The following is a 16,377-nucleotide window of genomic DNA, read 5'->3' as shown; positions in this document are numbered from 1 at the left end:
CGGCCGCGGCGAACCGCCCGGCGGCCATGGACGGCGCGCGGGTCAGTGCTTGTCGAAGAACTCCACGATCACGCCGTTGACCGGGCCGGGGCGTTCCAGGTGGCCGAGGTGCCCGCAGCCGGGGATCTCCACCAGGTCGCAGTCCGGGATGGCGTCGGCCACCTCGGCGCCCAGGTGCGGCGGGCAGACCAGGTCGTCGGCGAACGCGATGACCCGGCAGGGCGCGCTGACGCGCCGCAGCTCGGCGCGGTGGTCGGCGTCGGTGTCCACCCACTCCAGGCCGGGTGCGACGGGCGCGCCGGCGGCGGTCAGCTCGAACAGCTCCAGCCACGAGGCCGCCGCCTCGTCGTCGCCGAGCGTCCGCGGGGAGAACATCTGCATCACCAGGTTGACGGCCCGGTACTCCGGCGGCAGCCGCACACCGCTCTCCAGCAGCCTGCGCTCGGCGGCGGACCGGGCCCGGCGGAACGCGTCCGACCGGGCCCGGGTCGCCATGAGCACCGCCGAGCGCACCAGCCGCGGCGCGTCGATCGCCAACCGCTGCGCGATCAGCGCGCCCAGCGAGGTCCCGACGATCCGGCACGGCGCCAGGTCCAGCGCCTCGATCAGGCCCCGGGTGTCGGCCACCATGTCCGCCATCGTGTACTCGCCCGCAGGGGCGTCCGACGGCGGCACGCCGCGGCTGTCGAACGTGACGGTCGCGTAGCCCGCCTCGTGCAGCGCCGGCGTCTGGTACATGTCCCACTGGTGGCCGGCCGCGCCGGAGCCCGTGATGAGCAGGACGGGTTCGCCGCGGCCGGACCGCCGGTAGGAGAGCCGGACGCCGTTGACGCTCAGGAAAGGCATCGCGCGGCGGACTTCCTACCAGCGCCACTCTCGCTTGTCGAACAGGTGCTCGGCGGCGATGTCGTGCTCCTTGCACCAGGCGAGGAACTCCTCGATCTGCTTGATCTGGTAGGTGTCCGGCGTGTAGGTGGTCGCCATGACGTGCCCCTGCCAGCTCTCCTCGCCCATGGCGTACACGTACGCCTCGCCGCAGCCGAGCTCCGTCATGATCCCGCGGCCTGCTGCGCGTTGGAGCCCGACAGCTTGCGCGAGTCGCTCATCTTCTTGGTGACCGGCCGGGTCGGCAGGCCCTGGTAGAGCCAGGTCAGCGGGGCCCGTCGCACTCCATGCCGAGGAACGCCAGGTCGACGTCGCCCAGGTGGGAGCGGATGTACCGGTACAGCGCCGGGTCGATGCCCGAGGAGTCCGCGCCGATGAACGCCTTCTTCCCGGCGATCTCCATCAGGTAGGTGGACTTGGCGCGGATGTCCAGGTCGGAGTGCTCGCCGAGGAACGGGGTGGCGACCACCCGGTTGCCGCCCGGCAGCGGCACCTCGTCGAACTCCTCCACCTCGATCACCGTGAAGCCCAGCGACTTCAGGTAGAGGCCGATCGACGGGTCGCACAGGTTGCCCCGCGACGCGCGCGGGGTCGAGGAGTTCCTCAGGGAGTCGCGGGCCGAGTGGGAGTGGGGCCCGGACGGCCTGCGCGTCGTCCAGTTGCGCCCAGCGACCACCAGGCCCCCGGTCACCGGCACGGAGGTCTGGTTCAACCAGGCCGACCAGTGGCACCCGGCCGGGCTCGGTGACGAGACGTCGCAGGAGCTGTACGACATCCTGTCGCCCGACGAGTTCCCGCAGTACGTGACGTTCGCCGACGACACCCCGATCCCGGACGCCTACATCGAGCAGATCCGCGACCGCGGGCTGGCCGCCGCCGTCGACGTGGAGTGGCGCGTCGGGGACGTGCTGCTCATCGGCAACATCCTGGTCGCGCACGGCCGGCGCCCGTTCGAGGGCACCCGTCGGGTGCTGGTGGCGATGTCCCACGGGTGACCGGGCCCGACGGTCGTGGCGACGACGCGCGCCCGGTCCGCTGAATTCCGAATCGTCCGCCCGGCGCGAACGGGTGTACGGCGCCTCCGGCGGTATTTCTCCGCCGCATATTTCCCGGGCGGTCTGCGACAGCACGCCCCCCTCAAAAAATGTTGTGAAAACCGAGCCGTTCCGGCTTGTGAACACGCCACGGGGATTGTCTAGACCGTCGCGTGAAAACCCGGTCGGCATCGCCGGTCACCGCGCCGAAACCTGGCGGCCGCCATGCTGGAGGACATGAGGACGCTGAGATTCGCGGCGGTGGCGCTGGCCGCCGTCACCTCGATCGGACTGGCCGGGTGCGGCAAGGAGAACCCGCCGGTGTCGCAAAGCGAACAGGACAAGATGGTCAAGTTCGCCGAGTGCATCCGCAAGCACGGCGTCGACTTCCCCGACCCCGGCCCGAATGCACCGGAGAAGACGTACGACCCAAACGACGTGCGGATGCAGGCGGCCCATGCGGCCTGCCGGTCGCTCGCGCCGAATCCGCACCAGGAGGGCAAGCCGTCCGCCGCCGAGGAGGACCGCGCCCTGAAACTCGCCGAATGCCTGCGCAAGCGCGGCATCAACGCCAAGGACCCCGCGCCGGGGTCGATTCATATCAGCATCGAGGAGAGCCCGGGCGACGACCCGCAGAAGACCGTGGCGGCCTACGCGGCCTGCAACAAGGAAGTGCCCGCCGTGTCGGGCGGCTGACGCGACCGGCGGCGGATGCGCCCGTCCCGGCCCGTCCGCTCCGGCCCGTTTCGGTCCGGCATGACGCCGCGCGGGCCGCGCCGGTCAGCGCGACGCCCGCATCGGCCGCAGCGCCGGCCGGCCGCCGACGTCCGCGCCGCCCCGGGCGGCGCGGTCCGGGTCGGCCGCCGCCAGCCAGTCCAGCACCAGGCGGAATCTGCGGGACAGCCCGGCCGCCGCCGACGGCTCGTTGCGGTCGCGGTCGACGTCCACGTCGATCTGGATCGGCGCCTGCGCGGACCGGTCGTAGACGGCGATCCGCCGGTCCTCGGTCGCGCCCTGGGTGAGGTTGCACACCGTCACCGCGGCGTCGCCGAACCGCGTCGGGTAGCCGTAGCCCATGACGTCGACGATCAGTCCGCACAACGGCGCGCCGTCGACGATCCGCAGGTCGCGGGTCATGTCCTCGTACCGGTACCGGTACGACCTGCGCTGCCAGGTGTTCCGCCACGTGCGGCGGCAGCGCGCCGCGGCGGCCTCGCGGTCGGCCAGGGACAGCGGAAGCCCGTGCCCGATGTTGGCCCGCACCGCGGCGACGAACACGTCGGCGTCCGGCCCGTCGACGAACCGGACGCCGATCTCGCACCGCCCCTGAAGGCGCGCGGCGCGCAGCCGGTGCATGCCGTCCACCACCCGCATCGTGCGGCGGTGCACGAGGATCGGCGGCAGCACCGCGTCCATCCGCGAGCGCGCGGCGCTGTCGAACGCGCCGACCGCGGCCCCGCCGCCGCACGAAGCCGTCCGGCCGGGGGACGCCCGTGTGAATCATGCGGTTCGCGCACCGCGCGATCGTTTTCGCGCCGGACAACTCCACGCGGCCGACCGCGCCAACATCCATTCGCGCTACCCTCCGCAATGGCGCCGGCACCATTTTCGGGCGCCGTTCGGCCGGCCCGGCAGGCCCACTGGGACACGACTGAGACTACGCCGCCCGCCCGCATTTTCCCACCGCGCATTCAACGAATGCGGATGCCGGTGGCGGCTGATCTCTACAAGGAAATCGGCGCCCCTGTCGCCGCACCGGGCAGGTGAGTTCTCCGGACCGCCGGCGCCCTGCCGCGAGGTCCACCGGCACGCCGGTCGACACCGCCGGCGGGCGTCAACGCGATCGTCTGGGCGTCCCCTCGACGTCGGCCGGTGCGGCCGTCGGCGCCGGCGCGGACCGCTCCGGGCGCGCGAGCACCGCCAGCAGCGGCCCGGTCATCAGCGTGGTGAGCAACGCCATCAGCATCAGTGCGGTGAACAGTTCGGCGTCGACCAGGCCGGCCGCCAGCCCCACGTTCAGGGCGATCAGCTCGGTGAGCCCGCGGGTGTTGACCAGTGCGGCGACCAGCGCGGACGGGTGCCGGCCCAGCCCGGCCAGGCGCGCCGCCCCGTAGGCGGGCAGCAGCTTCCCGGCGACCGCGATGACCAGGATCAGGCCGAGCGGCGGCAGCGCGCGCCGGTCCAGCGCCCCGAGGTCGAACGACAGGCCGGCGGTGACGAAGAACAGCGGCAGCAGCAGGTTCGCGCTCTGCTCCATCGGCCGCAGCACCTCGGGCTCGGGCATGCCGTTCGGCCGCGGCATGGCGAGCCCGGCGAGGAAGCCGCCGAAGACCGGGTGCAGCCCGAGCGACGCGGTGACCCACGCGCTGCCGAGGGCGAGCCCGAAGGCGATCGGCAGCTGCTCGGCCAGCAGCGCGGCGGGCCGCGCCAGCCACCGGCCGAGGAGCGGGCGGACGACCAGGAACATCACCGCGACGAAGCCCGCGGCGAGCAGCAGGATCACCGGCCAGGGCCAGCGCGTCGCGTGCCCGGTGCCGGCCAGGGCGGCGGCCAGCACCACCCATGCGGCCACGTCCATGAACCCGGCGGCGGTCGTGGCCACCGTCCCCGCCGGGGTGCCGGCCAGGCCGCGCTCCCGGACGATGGCGGCCAGCACCGGCAGCGCGGTGATCGATGTGGCCACCATCATGAACAGCAGGAACGACCGGTCGCCCGCATGCTCCCCGCGCAGATCGGCGAAGGCGTCGTGGAACAGCGCGACGACACCGGCCGTCAGCCCCATCGGCACCGCCAGCGCCGGCACGGCGACCATGGCCGCGCCGCGGCCGCCCGCGCGCAGCGACCGCAGGTCGATCTCGTACCCGGCCACGAACATGAAGATCACGATGGCGACCTGGGACAGCACCGCCAGGAACGGCCGGGCGTCGGCCGGGAACAGGTGCTCGGTCGGGTCGCCGGGCAGCCGCCCGAGCAGGGTGGGTCCGAGAACGATGCCGGCGACGATGTGCCCGACGACGGTGGGCTGCCCGAGCCGGCGGGCCACCGCGCCCAGCAGCCAGGACGCGACCACGATCACTCCCACGCCGCCGAGCACCGCGGTGGTGACCGCTTCTCCGTCCAGCGCCATCACCCATCCCTCCCGCCGCGGCTGTACAACTGCACAAGTTGGACACTTGACTGCGGAAAACGACGGCGAGGTCGCCCCTCGGCCGCCGGACGGCCGTGCCCGGCCGCATGCCCGCGCCGCGGCCGCCGACGGGCGCGGCAGCCGGCGCCGCCGCCGGAGCGACTTTCACAAGGACGGCCGGACTCGATGCAGACCGCCCCTCGGCGGCGCATGGCGATCTCGCCGCCGGACGTCATCACATTCGGTACCGGATTGGACACGCCGCCGCGCGGTCGCCCCATGCGCAGGTGTCCGGCAGACGACTCGCATAAATCAGGTCCTGCCGGTTCATCGGCCTGATCGGAAGTGTCACCCGAGCCGTTCACAGGGTGCGTGAATACGTCGCTTCCCGCCCTTGCTCCGACCATGCTCTTCCTCTGTGTCGGCGCCTTCCGGCCAGGTCAGCATCACATGGCGCCAACCGTCCAGACAAGAGCAGCGGACAACCGTCCAACATCACAATGCTCGCTCAGCTCAAAACTTAGAGATAGCGACTTTCTAATCAAAAGTGCAGCTCCTGTGGGCGACATCAGCATTTCCTCACATCCCGAATAACAGTGAAATAAGCCCGAACGCCGACGTGTCTCCACCGGTCGCATCACCACGGACAGCACTCAGCAGGGACGCCAGGGGCGAATCGATCGACAGCGTGGTGAGCCGGACCCCAGGGGCGGCACCCCGCACACCTCCCCTGCGTGGGAAGCGACGACAGGTGCCTCGCGGCCCGGTCGCCGCCGATCGAGCGGATTCGGGACGGGCCCTGGCGGCCGGGCGCGGTCAGGGGGCCTCGGCGAGCCGCTTGATGTGCGCCAGGGTGGCGATGATGCTCTCCTGGAGCTGGCGCATCCGGATGCGGACGATCTGCTGTTCCCGGTCGGGCATCCGCTCGATCAGCACGGCCAGGTTGGAGCGTCCCGGCCCCAGCCGCATCCACTGGTGCAACCGCGTGCCGCCGTCCTGCGGCCGGAGGGTGAACCGCCAGTCGGCGAACGGGCGCTCCGGGTCCTCCACGGCCCAGGCGAACACCCTGGGCGGGTCGAACTCCACGATGTGCGAGGTGGTCTCCCATTCGCCGGCGAACTCGTTGCTGTTGCGGCCGACGAAACGGGCGCCGAGGGCGGGGCCGGAGGCGCCGTCCAGCCAGCGCACCGACTGCAGTTCGGCGCTCATGCTCGGCATCAGCTCGACGTCCGACACGAAGGTCCAGACCCGCTCGGGCGGGGCGTCGATCCAGGTGTCCGCCTCGACGGTCGGCCTGTCCGCGTACCGCGCCCCGGTCCGTTCCACCGTCGCTCACTCTCCTCCGCGTGGCCCGTGGCGGCGACAGTTGCGCAGATGGACTGGAATGTCAAGAAGGTCGGAAACCCACCGGGGCGCAGGTCGTCCGCCGACGCGTCCGGCCGTCACCGCGCTCCGCCGGCGGCGGCGGAGGCGGACGCAGCGGTCCGGGAGCCGCGGCGGCGCACGACCGCCCGGCCGCCCTTGGCCGGGGCGTTGGCGATTCCCCGCGAGCGCCGCCGCTCGTCCGGCGCGGCCGTCGGGACGAGGGTGAAGTCGCGCAGCATGGTGCGCAGGACGACGTTCATCTCCATGGTCGCGAACGCCGCGCCGAGGCAGCGCCGCCGGCCGCCGCCGAACGGGATCCACTCGTACAGGTCCGGCCGGGCGTCCAGGAAGCGGTACGGGTCGAAGGCGCGGGCGCGGGGGAACAGCGACTCGTCGTCGTGGATCAGGGAGATGCCGACGAGCACCGTGTACCCCTTCGGCAGGGTCCAGCGGCCGAGCCGGAAGCCGTCGACCAGCACCTTGCGTCCCACGAGGTCGACGACGGGGCGGGTGCGCTGCACCTCGGTGATCGTCGCCTCGCGCAGCGCGCCGCCGCCCGCGTCCGCCTCGGCGGCCAGGTCGCGCAGCACCCCGGGGTGGCGGCGGAGCCGTTCCACCGCCCAGGCGAGGGTCGTCGCGGTCGTCTCGTGCCCGGCGGCGAGCAGGGTGAGCAGCTGGTCGGCGATCTGGCCGCGGCTCATCGGCGAGCCGTCGTCGTAGCGGCTGCGCAGCAGCAGCGCCAGGACGTCCGCGCGCCGCTCGAGGTCCTCCCCCGCCGCCTTGTCGATCAGCCGGTCGACGATCGCGTCGTACCGGCGGCGGAAGACCATGAACCGCCCCCAGGGGCTCCACCGGCCGAGGTCGGTCCGCGGGATCGGCAGCACCGCCAGCCGGGACCCGTAGGCGACCCACGGCGGCAGCAGCGTACGCAGTTCGGCCAGCTCGGCGCCCTCGGCGCCGAACACCGCGCGCAGGATGGCGTTCAGCGTGATCCGCATCATCGACGGCAGCACGGGGAACGGCCGGGCCTGCGGCCAGGACGCCATCTCCCGTACCGCCTCCTCCTCGATGATCTTCTCGTAGGCCGCGAGCCGCCGACCGTGGAAGGGCGGGACGAGCAGCTTGCGCTGCCGCAGGTGCTCCTCCCCCGTCAGGGCGAACAGCGAGCCGGGGCCGAGCACCCGGCCGAGGTTGGGCTCCAGGTTCTCGACGAGGCCGGGGCCGGCGGTGAACAGCTGCTTGATCTCGGCGGCGCCGCTGATGACCACGGCCCGGCCGAAGAGGGGCGTGTCGACGGTGAAGGCGTCGCCGTAGCGGTCGCGCAGCCGGCGCAGCGCGGCCAGCCGGCCGGTGAGCGCGAACGCGCCCTGCACGAACCGCGGGGTCGGAGGGCCAGGGGGCAGCGTGGCGGTCGTCATGGCGGAGGACCCCTCTCGGCGTGGTACGTGACCGTACCACGCACGGTACGCCGACGTACCATCGGCTTCAAGGGGCGTGCCGCGACGGGAGGTATAGCGTGACGACTGTGCGGTACCTGCATGATCAGCACACGGCGTCGACCGATGACGGCGCCGGCGGGTTCCGGCGGCGGCTGCTCGACGGGCTCGCCGCGTCGATCGCGGAGAAGGGGTACCGCGCCACCACGGTCGCCGACATCGTGCGCCGCGCGCGCACCTCGCGGCGCACCTTCTACGAGCACTTCAGCGGCAAGGAGGAGTGCTTCATCGTGCTCCTCACCGCCGCCAACGCCGAGATGATCCGCCGCGTCTCCGCCGCCGTCGACCCGGCCGCCCCCTGGACGACCCAGGTCCGGCAGGCGATCGAGGCGTGGATCGCCTGCGTGGAGTCCGAACCGGCGCTCATGCTGAGCTGGATCCGGGACGTGCCGTCCCTCGGCGCCGCCGCGCGCCCGCTGCAGCGCGAGGCGATGGAGGCGTTCGTCTCGGTGATCCAGACCTTCTGCGACACCCCGGAGTGGCGCGCCGCGGGCGTCGGCCCGGTGCCGCGGCCGGTGGTCGTCATGCTGCTCGGCGGCCTGCGCGAGCTGACCGCGACCACCTTCGAGGACGGCGGCCGCCTCAGCGACGTCACCGAGGTCGCGGTCCGGTCCACGATCGCCCTGCTCGGGCCGCACGCCGGGGCCTGACCCGCGGCGGCCGCCCCGGCCCGGCCGGACGCCGCGACCGCCCCCAGTTTTTGACACCCGGTGCCATTAGAGTCCTGATCATCATCGGCCCGGCGTTCCGGACGGACGCCCGCCCCCGGATCGCCGGTCCGGACAGCTCCGGCCGACGCGGAGGCATCCATGGGACGTTTGACGGGCAAGGTCGCTTTCATCACCGGCGCCGCACGGGGCCAGGGCCGCGCGGAGGCCGTCCGGCTCGCGGCCGAGGGCGCGGACATCATCGCCGTGGACCTCCTCGACGGCCCCAGCCCGTACACGCCCCGGCGACGCAGGCCGACCTGGACCAGACCGTCAAGCTCGTGCAGGAGCAGGGGCGGCGGATCGTGGCCCGCAAGGCGGACGTGCGCAGGCTGGACGAACTGCAGGCGGCGGTCACCGAGGGGGTCGCCCGGCTCGGCCGGCTCGACATCGTGGTGGCCAACGCCGGGATCGTGAACTACGGCCGCACGTGGGAGCTGACCGAGGAGCAGTGGGACGACGTCATCGACATCAACCTCACCGGGGTGTGGAAGACGGTCAAGGCCACGGTGCCCACGCTCATCGAGCAGGGCGAGGGCGGTTCGATCATCATCACCAGCTCGGTGGCCGGTCTGAAGGGGCTGCCGTTCCTCGCCCACTACGCCAGCTCCAAGCACGGCGTCGTGGGCCTGGCCCGGGTCCTCGCCAACGAGCTGGGCGAGCACGACATCAGGGTCAACACCGTCCACCCGCACGGCGTGCGGACCGGCATGAACGACGGGGCGCTGAACGGCCTGCTGGACGAGGCCCCCAACCTCGGCCCCCTCTACATGCCGGCGCTGCCCTACGAGGCCGCCGACCCCGAGGACATCGCCGCCATGGTCGCCTTCCTGGCCTCCGACGACGGCAAGTTCATCACCGGCAGCCAGCTGCGCGTGGACCTCGGCGCCGTCAACCGGTAGGGCCGCCCGGCCGCGGGCCCGGACGGCCCCGGTGCGGACGCCCTACGCGAGGTGGTCGATGACCGCCGCGGTGGCCTCGGCGGTCCCGGCGCCGCCGACCGGGTCGGGAGTGAGGACGCCCGCCGCGGTGGCGGCCTCGATCGCCTTGTCGAGGCGGGCCGCCTCGTCCGGGAGGCCGAGGTGGTCGAGCATGAGGGCGGCGCTGCCGATCGCGCCGATGGGGTTGGCCACGCCCTGCCCGGCGATGTCGGGGGCGGATCCGTGCACCGGCTCGAACATGCTGGGGAAGCGGCGCTCGGGGGTTGAGGGTGGCGCCGGCGGCCAGGCCGAGGCCGCCGGCCATGGCGCTGCGGCCGGTGCCGGGCTCCGGCGGCTCATCGACGGCCCACGAGCAGGTCGGCCGCCACGGCGCCGACCGCCGCACCGCCCGCCAGCCCCGCCAGGCCCAGGCCCCGCCGGTGCCTGGACAGCCACAGCTGGGGACTGCGGCCGTGGGCCCGGTCGTCGAATGCCCCATGGGCGCCGTAATCCCTGCCGTCCGTGTCGTCGGCCGGCTCCCACAGGTTGGCGGGAGCGGTCGGGGCACGCGGCCGGTCGGTCTGCTGGGAGGCGTAGCCTGTACGGGCCAGGTAGCGGTCGAGCAGCGCGGGGATGATGCGGTCGGCCAGCAGGGTGCCGACGGTACTGGCGCCCACCCAGTACTCGCGGCGGCGGGGATGGGCGGCGGCGAACGTCAGGGCGCGGGCGGCGATCTCCGGCTGGTAGATGGGCGGGACCGGCTGGGCATACCTGGGAAGACGTGAGAGCACCCAGTCGAATTGGGGTGTGTTGACCGCCGGCATGTGCACCATCGTCATCCGCACCCCGGTGCCCTGGTGGAGCATCTCGCAGCGCAGCGACTCATAGAAGCCCTGGACGGCGTGCTTGGCCCCGCAGTAGGCCGACTGCAGCGGGATCCCCCGTTTGGCCAGCGCCGAGCCGGTCTGCACGATGACGCCGCGGTCGCGCGGCATCATGTGTTCCAGCGCGGTACGGGTGCCGTGCACGAACCCCAGGTACGTGACCTCGGTGACGCGCCGGAACTCCTCGGGGGTGATGTCGCGGAATTCGGCGAACACCGAACTGAACGCGACATTGACCCACACGTCGATCCGGCCCAGTTCGCGTTCGACGCGGTCGGCCGCCCGCCGCACCTGCGCGAAGTCGGCCATATCGCAGCTGATCGGCAGGGCGTTGCCGGGTCCGCCCGCCTCCTGCGCCTCCACGGCGGCAGCCCGCAGTCCCTCGCGTCCGCGTGCCAGCAGCGCCACCTTCGCGCCGAGCCCGGCGAACCGCAGGGCCGTCGCACGGCCGATGCCGGCGCTGGCCCCGGTGATCACTACGGTCTGGCCGGTGAAGTCCTCGGCCATGGCCCGTCCCTCCTTCGATCGGCCGCTGCGGAGCCCTCCCCCCGGGCCCGCTGGTGGGCCGGTCCGCCTCGGCGCTCCAGGTTGAGCGCGGTGTTGACGAGCGACATGTGTGACAGCGCCTGGGGGAAGTTGCCGAGCAGCCGCCGGTGTGCGGTGTCGTACTCCTCGCTGAGCAGCCCGACGTCGTTGGCCAGGCCCAGCAGCCGTTCCAGCAGGGCCCGGCCCCGGTCGGTGTCGCCCGCCAGGATGTGGCAGTCGGCCAGCCAGAGGGTGCAGGCCAGAAAAGCCCCCTCCCCCGGCGGCAGCCCGTCGGCGTCCGCGGCCTCCCCGGTCGTGCCGTACCGTTGGACGAACCCGTCCCGGCACAGTTCGCGTTCGACGGCGGCCACCGTGCCCCGTACCCGCTCGTCGGTCGCGGGCAGGAAGCCGACCTGCGGGATGAGCAGGAGCGCCGCGTCCAGAGCCGCCGAGCCGTAGTACCGGGTGAAGGTGCCGCGGTCGGCGTCATAGCCGCGCTCGCACACCTCCTGGAAGATCTCCTGCCGGAGCCGCTTCCAGTCCTCGGCGGGCCCGTCCATGCCGAACTCCTCGACCTCCCGGACGGCCCGGTCGACGGCCGTCCAGGCCATGACCTTGGAGTGGGTGAAGTCGCGGCGAGGGCCGCGCGTCTCCCATATCCCGTTGTCGGGTTCCCGCCAGTGCCCTTCGAGGAAGTCCAGCAGCGCGCGCTGCACCTGCCAGGCGTTCTCGTCGGGCGGCAGGCCGCATGCGCGGGCCTGGTGCACGGCGTCCATCAGCTCCCCGTACACGTCGAGCTGGAACTGCTCGCCGGCCCTGTTGCCGATGCGGACGGGGCGGGAGCCGGCGAACCCGGGCAGGTCCAGCTCGGTCTCGGTGACGCGGCGCTCGCCCTCCACGCCGTACATCAGCTGCATGTGCTCGGGCCGGCCCGCGACCGACCGCACCAGCCACTCCCGCCACGCGGCGGCCTCGTCCACGTACCCGGCGTCCAGCAGCGACAGCAGGGTGAACGTGGCGTCGCGGATCCAGCAGTAGCGGTAGTCCCAATTGCGCACTCCGCCCAAGCGTTCGGGCAGCGAGGTGGTGGCGGCGGCGACCATTCCGCCGCTGGGCGCGTACGTCAGCGCCTTCAACGTGATCAGTGAGCGGATCACCTGGGTGCGGTACCGACCGCGATAGCCGCACCGGCCGGTCCACTCCTGCCACCAGCGGGTGGTCTTCGCGATGACCTCGGCGATGTCGCCGGGTGCGGAGGGACTCTGCCGGGGCGGCACCCACTGGAGCCTTAAGCCCACCCGCTCTCCCTCACCCACCTCGAACTCCGAAAGGATCACATCGTCGTCGGCGACGGTGAACGGCACGTCGGCGTCGGCGAACACGGTGTCGGGTCCGGCCAGTGCGCAGGCCCGGCGGCCGTCCACACGCAGCCACGGCGCGGCCTGCCCGTAGTCGAAGCGAGGGGCCAGCTCACCGCGCATCCGAACGCGGCCGCGCACCCCCTCCACCAGGCGCACGACGTCGGACCGCCGGTCGCGGACGGGCATGGCGTCGGCCACCCGTACCGCGCCGCCGTCGGTGCTGAACCCGGTCTCCAGCACCAGCGTGTCGTCCCGGTAGCGGCGGCCGTCGACGCGGTGCTCCCCCGCCGGGGCCAGCAGCCACCGGCCGTGCCGCCGGTCACCCAGCAGGGCCGCGAAGCAGGCGCCGGAGTCGAACCGGGGCGTGCACAGCCAGTCGATCGATCCGTCCCGGTTCACCAGCGCCGCCGTCCGGGTGTTCCCGATGATCGCGTAGTCCTCGATCCGCGGCGCCATCGCCGCGGTCCGGCACTCGCCGTCGTTCTGCCCCATCCACTTCGCGTGCCCGGTACGAGCGGGGGCATGCATCGGCTGGTCCCGCCCTGTCCTCGGTTCCCGCCTGTGCCAGAGCGTGGTGGGGCGACTGCGGGTCTCGGTGACACCACTGCTGGAAAGCGACTTCCACTCTCCGGAACGGGACTCCATACTGCGGCGGTCCGACCCCGGTGGGCGGGGAGCCCCCTGGAAGGGCGCGGTGTGGGGGGACACCGCCATCGGCGCAGACCGGCGAAAGAGAGCCGCGGCGCAGCAGTGGCACCTGGCGACGGGCCGTCCGCGGATGGAAACAGCGGCCTTCCGCGGGGCCGGTGGCCCCGCCATGTGGGAGCGGCGGGTCTCTACGGCACAAGAACACGTCGACCTGCGTGTGTGACCTCGTCGCGGAAGGGCAGCAGGGGTTGATGGGACGGATCGCATCCGAGTCCCCGGCCGAGGGGCCGACCGCGCGGGCTCCGATCACCGCCGCGTCGGTCCAGGACCGCCCCCTGCAGCTCACCCAGTGGCTTGGAGAAATGACATGGGGATCGTCCAGCTTCCGCCGCCCGTCGTTCCGAGGAGCCGCTCCCGCCCGGACCCCCGCGCCCTGGAACGCGACCTGCGCAGGCGGGTGAACGGCGAGGTCCGCTTCGACACCGGCACCCGTGCCGTGTACTCCACCGATGCGTCCAACTACCGCCAGGTGCCGATCGGGGTGGTGGTGCCGCGCACCACGGAGGCGGTCGCGGAGGCGGTGGCGGTGTGCCGGGAGCACGACGCCCCGCTGCTGTCCCGGGGCGGCGGCACCAGCCTGGCCGGCCAGTGCTGCAACACCGCCGTGGTCATCGACTGGAGCAAGTACTGCCACCGGGTGTTGTCGGTCGATCCGGAGCGGCGGACCTGCGTCGTCGAGCCCGGCATCGTCCTGGACGACCTGAACCGGCGGCTGGCCCCTCACGGCCTGCAGTACGGCCCCCGTCCGTCCACCCATGCCAACTGCACGATCGGCGGGATGATCGGCAACAACTCGTGCGGCTCCACCGCCCAGGCGTACGGCAAGGTCGTCGACAACATCCGCCGGCTGGAGGTGCTCACCTACGACGGGCTGCGGATGTGGGTGGGGCCCACCGGGGAGGACGAGCTCCTCGGGCTGGCCGCCCGCCGGGACCGCACCGGTGAGATCTACCGGGCGCTGCGGGGGCTGCGCGACCGCTACGCCGACGAGATCCGGCGCCGCTACCCCGGCATCCCCCGCCGGGTGTCGGGCTACAACCTCGACTCGCTGCTGCCCGAGCACGGCTTCGACGTGGCGGGGCTGCTGACCGGGTCGGAGTCCACGCTGGTGACGGTGCTGCGCGCGGAGGTGGCGCTGGTCCCCGTGCCCGGGCGCACCCTGCTGGTCGCGCTGGGCTTCGCGGACATCGCCGCGGCCGCCGACCATGTGCCCGCCGTGCTCGCCCACGAACCGCACGAGCTGGAGGCCGTCGACGGGCGGCTGGTGGATTTCCAGAAGGCCAGGCACCTCAACCCGGAGGCGCTCAGGCTGCTCCCCGAAGGCAGGGGCTATCTGATGGTGCAGTTCGCCGGTGACACGGCCGAAGAATGCGCCGAGCGGGCCCGGGCGCTGATCGACGATCTGCCGGATGCGGTGGACTCCACCGTCTATGCGGATCGCGAGCACGAGCACCGGCTGTGGATGATCCGCGAATCGGGGCTCGGCGCCACCGCGCACGTGCCGGGGCGGCCGGACACCTGGCCGGGCTGGGAGGACTCGGCCGTGGCACCCGACAAGGTCGGCCCCTACCTGCGTGATCTCAAGCGCCTGTTCGATGAGTTCGGCTATGAGGGGCCGTCGGTGTACGGGCACTTCGGCCAGGGGTGCGTGCACACCCGCATCCCCTTCGACATGGCCTCGGCCGGCGGCGTCGCGGCCATGCGCGCCTTCGTCGAACGCGCCGCCGACCTGGTCGTGGGATACGGAGGTTCGCTGTCGGGTGAGCACGGCGACGGGCAGGCCCGCGGTGAGCTGCTGGAGAAGATGTTCGGCGCCGAGATCGCCGAGGCGTTCGGCCGGCTCAAGGCCGTCTTCGACCCGGGCGACCGGATGAACCCCGGCAAGGTCGTCGCGCCCGGCCCGCTCGACGGCGACCTGCGGCTGGGCGCCGGGTACCGCCCCTGGCGGCCCGGGACCGCCTTCGCCTACCCGCACGATTCGGGCCGGTTCGACAAGGCGGCCCTCCGCTGCGTCGGCGTGGGCAAGTGCCGTTCGCTGGAGGGCGGGGTGATGTGCCCCAGCTACCGCGCCACCCGCGAGGAGGAGCATTCCACCCGGGGCAGGGCCCGGCTGCTGTTCGAGATGATCCGCAACGACTCGCCGGTCGCCGACGGCTGGCGCTCCACCGAGGTCCGTGACGCGCTCGACCTGTGTCTTGCCTGCAAGGGCTGTAAGACCGACTGTCCGGTCAACGTGGACATGGCCACGTACAAGGCCGAGTTCCTCCACCACCACTACGCCGGGCGGCTGCGCCCGCTCTCGCACTACTCGATGGGGTGGCTGCCCGTCTTGGCGGCCGCCGCCAGGCGGGTGCCGCGCCTGGTCAACACGCTGACCTGGGCTCCGCTGCTGGGGCGGGCCGTCAAAGCGGCCGGCGGCATCGCGCCCGAGCGGAGACCGCCCCTGTTCGCCCGGGAGCCGTTCGTCGACTGGTGGCGGGCGCGGGGACCGCGCGGCGGCGCCGCGGAGCACGGTGAGGTCGTGGTGTGGCCCGACACGTTCACCAACTCCTTCCACCCGGAGATCGGGCGGGCCGCCGTGGAGGTGCTGGAGGCCGCCGGGTTCCGCGTCAAGGTCCCCGACCGGGCGGTGTGCTGCGGGCTGACCTGGATCTCCACCGGTCAGCTCGGCGCGGCCCGCCGCGCCCTGCTGCGCACCCTCGACGTGCTGCGCGACGACCTTCGGCGCGGCACCCCGGTCGTCGGGCTGGAACCCAGCTGCACGGCGGTGTTCCGCGCCGACGCCCTGGAGATGCTGCCGCGGGATCCGGACGTGCGGCGCCTGGCCGACCAGACCCGCACCCTGGCCGAGCTGCTCGCCGAACGCGCCCCCGGCTGGGAGCCGCCGGCTGTGGACGCCGACGCCGTCGTGCAACGCCACTGCCACCAGTACGCCGTCATGGGCTTCGACGCCGACCGGCACCTGATGGAACGGGCGGGAATGCGTGCGGACGTCCTGGACGCCGGCTGCTGCGGGCTCGCCGGCAACTTCGGGTTCGAACGCGGCCACTACCAGGTCTCCCGGGACATCGCCGAACTCGGCCTGCTGCCGGCGGTCCGCGACGCCGACCCCGGCGCCCTGATCATCGCCGACGGATTCAGCTGCCGCACCCAGATCGAGCAGTCCGGCACCGGCCGGACCCCCGTCCACCTGGCCGAGGCGCTGGCCGCCGGGCTGCGTGGGACCACGCCGCACCCGCGACGCGCCGAGCCTCCGGGGGTCGCCGTTCGCACCATGGTGGTCGCGGTCGCCGCAGGCGCGGCGGGCCTGGCCCTGTCCAGGGCCATGGCACGTGCCCGCAGGTAGCCCGGGCGGCGGAGCCGAA

At 72.9% G+C, this 16,377-nt stretch carries 15 protein-coding genes; 5 read left to right on the top strand and 10 right to left on the bottom strand.

Going from position 1 to position 16,377, the window contains the following annotated elements; genetic code table 11:
• Positions 1 to 42: 42 nt before the first annotated feature.
• The 3 genes from ABD879_RS05055 to ABD879_RS05045 all read right to left on the bottom strand — a co-directional run bounded on the left by ABD879_RS05055 (position 43) and on the right by ABD879_RS05045 (position 1,561).
• On the bottom strand, positions 43 to 846 hold the full coding sequence (locus ABD879_RS05055; RefSeq protein ID WP_345017886.1) for an alpha/beta fold hydrolase: 804 nt from the start codon (positions 844 to 846) through the stop codon (positions 43 to 45).
• A 15-nt stretch (positions 847 to 861) separates the two neighbouring features.
• Positions 862 to 1,053, bottom strand: coding sequence for a hypothetical protein (locus ABD879_RS05050; protein WP_345017885.1), 192 nt, complete (start codon positions 1,051 to 1,053; stop codon positions 862 to 864).
• A 97-nt stretch (positions 1,054 to 1,150) separates the two neighbouring features.
• Positions 1,151 to 1,561 (bottom strand): hypothetical protein, encoded by a 411-nt coding sequence (locus tag ABD879_RS05045; protein ID WP_345017884.1) that lies wholly within the window; start codon positions 1,559 to 1,561, stop codon positions 1,151 to 1,153.
• Here ABD879_RS05045 and ABD879_RS05040 point away from each other — a divergent pair.
• Positions 1,545 to 1,880 carry a TauD/TfdA family dioxygenase gene (locus ABD879_RS05040; protein WP_345017882.1) on the top strand — a complete coding sequence of 112 codons (336 nt, stop codon included), beginning with the start codon at positions 1,545 to 1,547 and terminating at the stop codon, positions 1,878 to 1,880. The genes ABD879_RS05045 and ABD879_RS05040 overlap by 17 nt on opposite strands.
• A 276-nt stretch (positions 1,881 to 2,156) precedes the next feature.
• The gene (locus tag ABD879_RS05035; protein ID WP_345017881.1) at positions 2,157 to 2,615 is read left to right on the top strand and encodes a hypothetical protein; all 459 of its coding nucleotides are present in this window, start codon (positions 2,157 to 2,159) and stop codon (positions 2,613 to 2,615) included.
• An 84-nt stretch (positions 2,616 to 2,699) separates the two neighbouring features.
• Here the strand turns inward: ABD879_RS05035 and ABD879_RS05030 are convergent, their stop codons facing one another.
• The 4 genes from ABD879_RS05030 to ABD879_RS05015 form a co-directional block, all read right to left on the bottom strand.
• Positions 2,700 to 3,335 carry a ParB N-terminal domain-containing protein gene (locus ABD879_RS05030; protein WP_345017879.1) on the bottom strand — a complete coding sequence of 212 codons (636 nt, stop codon included), beginning with the start codon at positions 3,333 to 3,335 and terminating at the stop codon, positions 2,700 to 2,702.
• A 418-nt stretch (positions 3,336 to 3,753) separates the two neighbouring features.
• Positions 3,754 to 5,046: a cation:proton antiporter gene (locus tag ABD879_RS05025; RefSeq protein ID WP_345017877.1), complete on the bottom strand. Its 1,293-nt coding sequence runs from the start codon at positions 5,044 to 5,046 to the stop codon at positions 3,754 to 3,756.
• 816 nt (positions 5,047 to 5,862) lie between these two features.
• Positions 5,863 to 6,372 (bottom strand): SRPBCC family protein, encoded by a 510-nt coding sequence (locus tag ABD879_RS05020; RefSeq protein WP_345017875.1) that lies wholly within the window; start codon positions 6,370 to 6,372, stop codon positions 5,863 to 5,865.
• A gap of 116 nt (positions 6,373 to 6,488) precedes the next feature.
• The gene (locus ABD879_RS05015; protein WP_345017873.1) at positions 6,489 to 7,829 is read right to left on the bottom strand and encodes a cytochrome P450; all 1,341 of its coding nucleotides are present in this window, start codon (positions 7,827 to 7,829) and stop codon (positions 6,489 to 6,491) included.
• Positions 7,830 to 7,927: 98 nt separating this feature from the next.
• Here ABD879_RS05015 and ABD879_RS05010 point away from each other — a divergent pair, with 98 nt between their 5' ends.
• Both ABD879_RS05010 and ABD879_RS05005 read left to right on the top strand, forming a co-directional pair.
• On the top strand, positions 7,928 to 8,557 hold the full coding sequence (locus ABD879_RS05010; RefSeq protein WP_345017872.1) for a TetR/AcrR family transcriptional regulator: 630 nt from the start codon (positions 7,928 to 7,930) through the stop codon (positions 8,555 to 8,557).
• A 338-nt stretch (positions 8,558 to 8,895) separates the two neighbouring features.
• The gene (locus ABD879_RS05005; protein WP_345017871.1) at positions 8,896 to 9,516 is read left to right on the top strand and encodes an SDR family oxidoreductase; all 621 of its coding nucleotides are present in this window, start codon (positions 8,896 to 8,898) and stop codon (positions 9,514 to 9,516) included.
• A gap of 42 nt (positions 9,517 to 9,558) precedes the next feature.
• Here ABD879_RS05005 and ABD879_RS05000 read toward each other — a convergent pair whose 3' ends face one another.
• The 3 genes from ABD879_RS05000 to ABD879_RS04990 form a co-directional block, all read right to left on the bottom strand.
• On the bottom strand, positions 9,559 to 9,783 hold the full coding sequence (locus tag ABD879_RS05000) for an isocitrate/isopropylmalate family dehydrogenase (protein ID WP_425549619.1): 225 nt from the start codon (positions 9,781 to 9,783) through the stop codon (positions 9,559 to 9,561).
• A gap of 107 nt (positions 9,784 to 9,890) precedes the next feature.
• Positions 9,891 to 10,925 carry an SDR family oxidoreductase gene (locus ABD879_RS04995; protein WP_345017869.1) on the bottom strand — a complete coding sequence of 345 codons (1,035 nt, stop codon included), beginning with the start codon at positions 10,923 to 10,925 and terminating at the stop codon, positions 9,891 to 9,893.
• On the bottom strand, positions 10,895 to 12,796 hold the full coding sequence (locus ABD879_RS04990; protein ID WP_345017867.1) for a glycoside hydrolase family 15 protein: 1,902 nt from the start codon (positions 12,794 to 12,796) through the stop codon (positions 10,895 to 10,897). The genes ABD879_RS04995 and ABD879_RS04990 overlap by 31 nt, the downstream gene beginning before the upstream one ends.
• Positions 12,797 to 13,319: 523 nt before the next feature.
• On the opposite strand from ABD879_RS04990, the gene ABD879_RS04985 reads away from it, so the two are divergent.
• Complete coding sequence (locus ABD879_RS04985; RefSeq protein WP_345017865.1) at positions 13,320 to 16,358, top strand: FAD-binding and (Fe-S)-binding domain-containing protein; 3,039 nt, start codon at positions 13,320 to 13,322, stop codon at positions 16,356 to 16,358.
• The last annotated feature ends 19 nt before the right edge of the window (positions 16,359 to 16,377 follow it).

The sequence above is a fragment of the Actinomadura keratinilytica genome (assembly GCF_039539665.1).
GTDB lineage: Bacteria > Actinomycetota > Actinomycetes > Streptosporangiales > Streptosporangiaceae > Spirillospora > Spirillospora keratinilytica.
The sequence above is the reverse complement of the archived record's forward strand: the minus strand, read 5'-3'. Positions and strand labels throughout refer to the sequence as shown.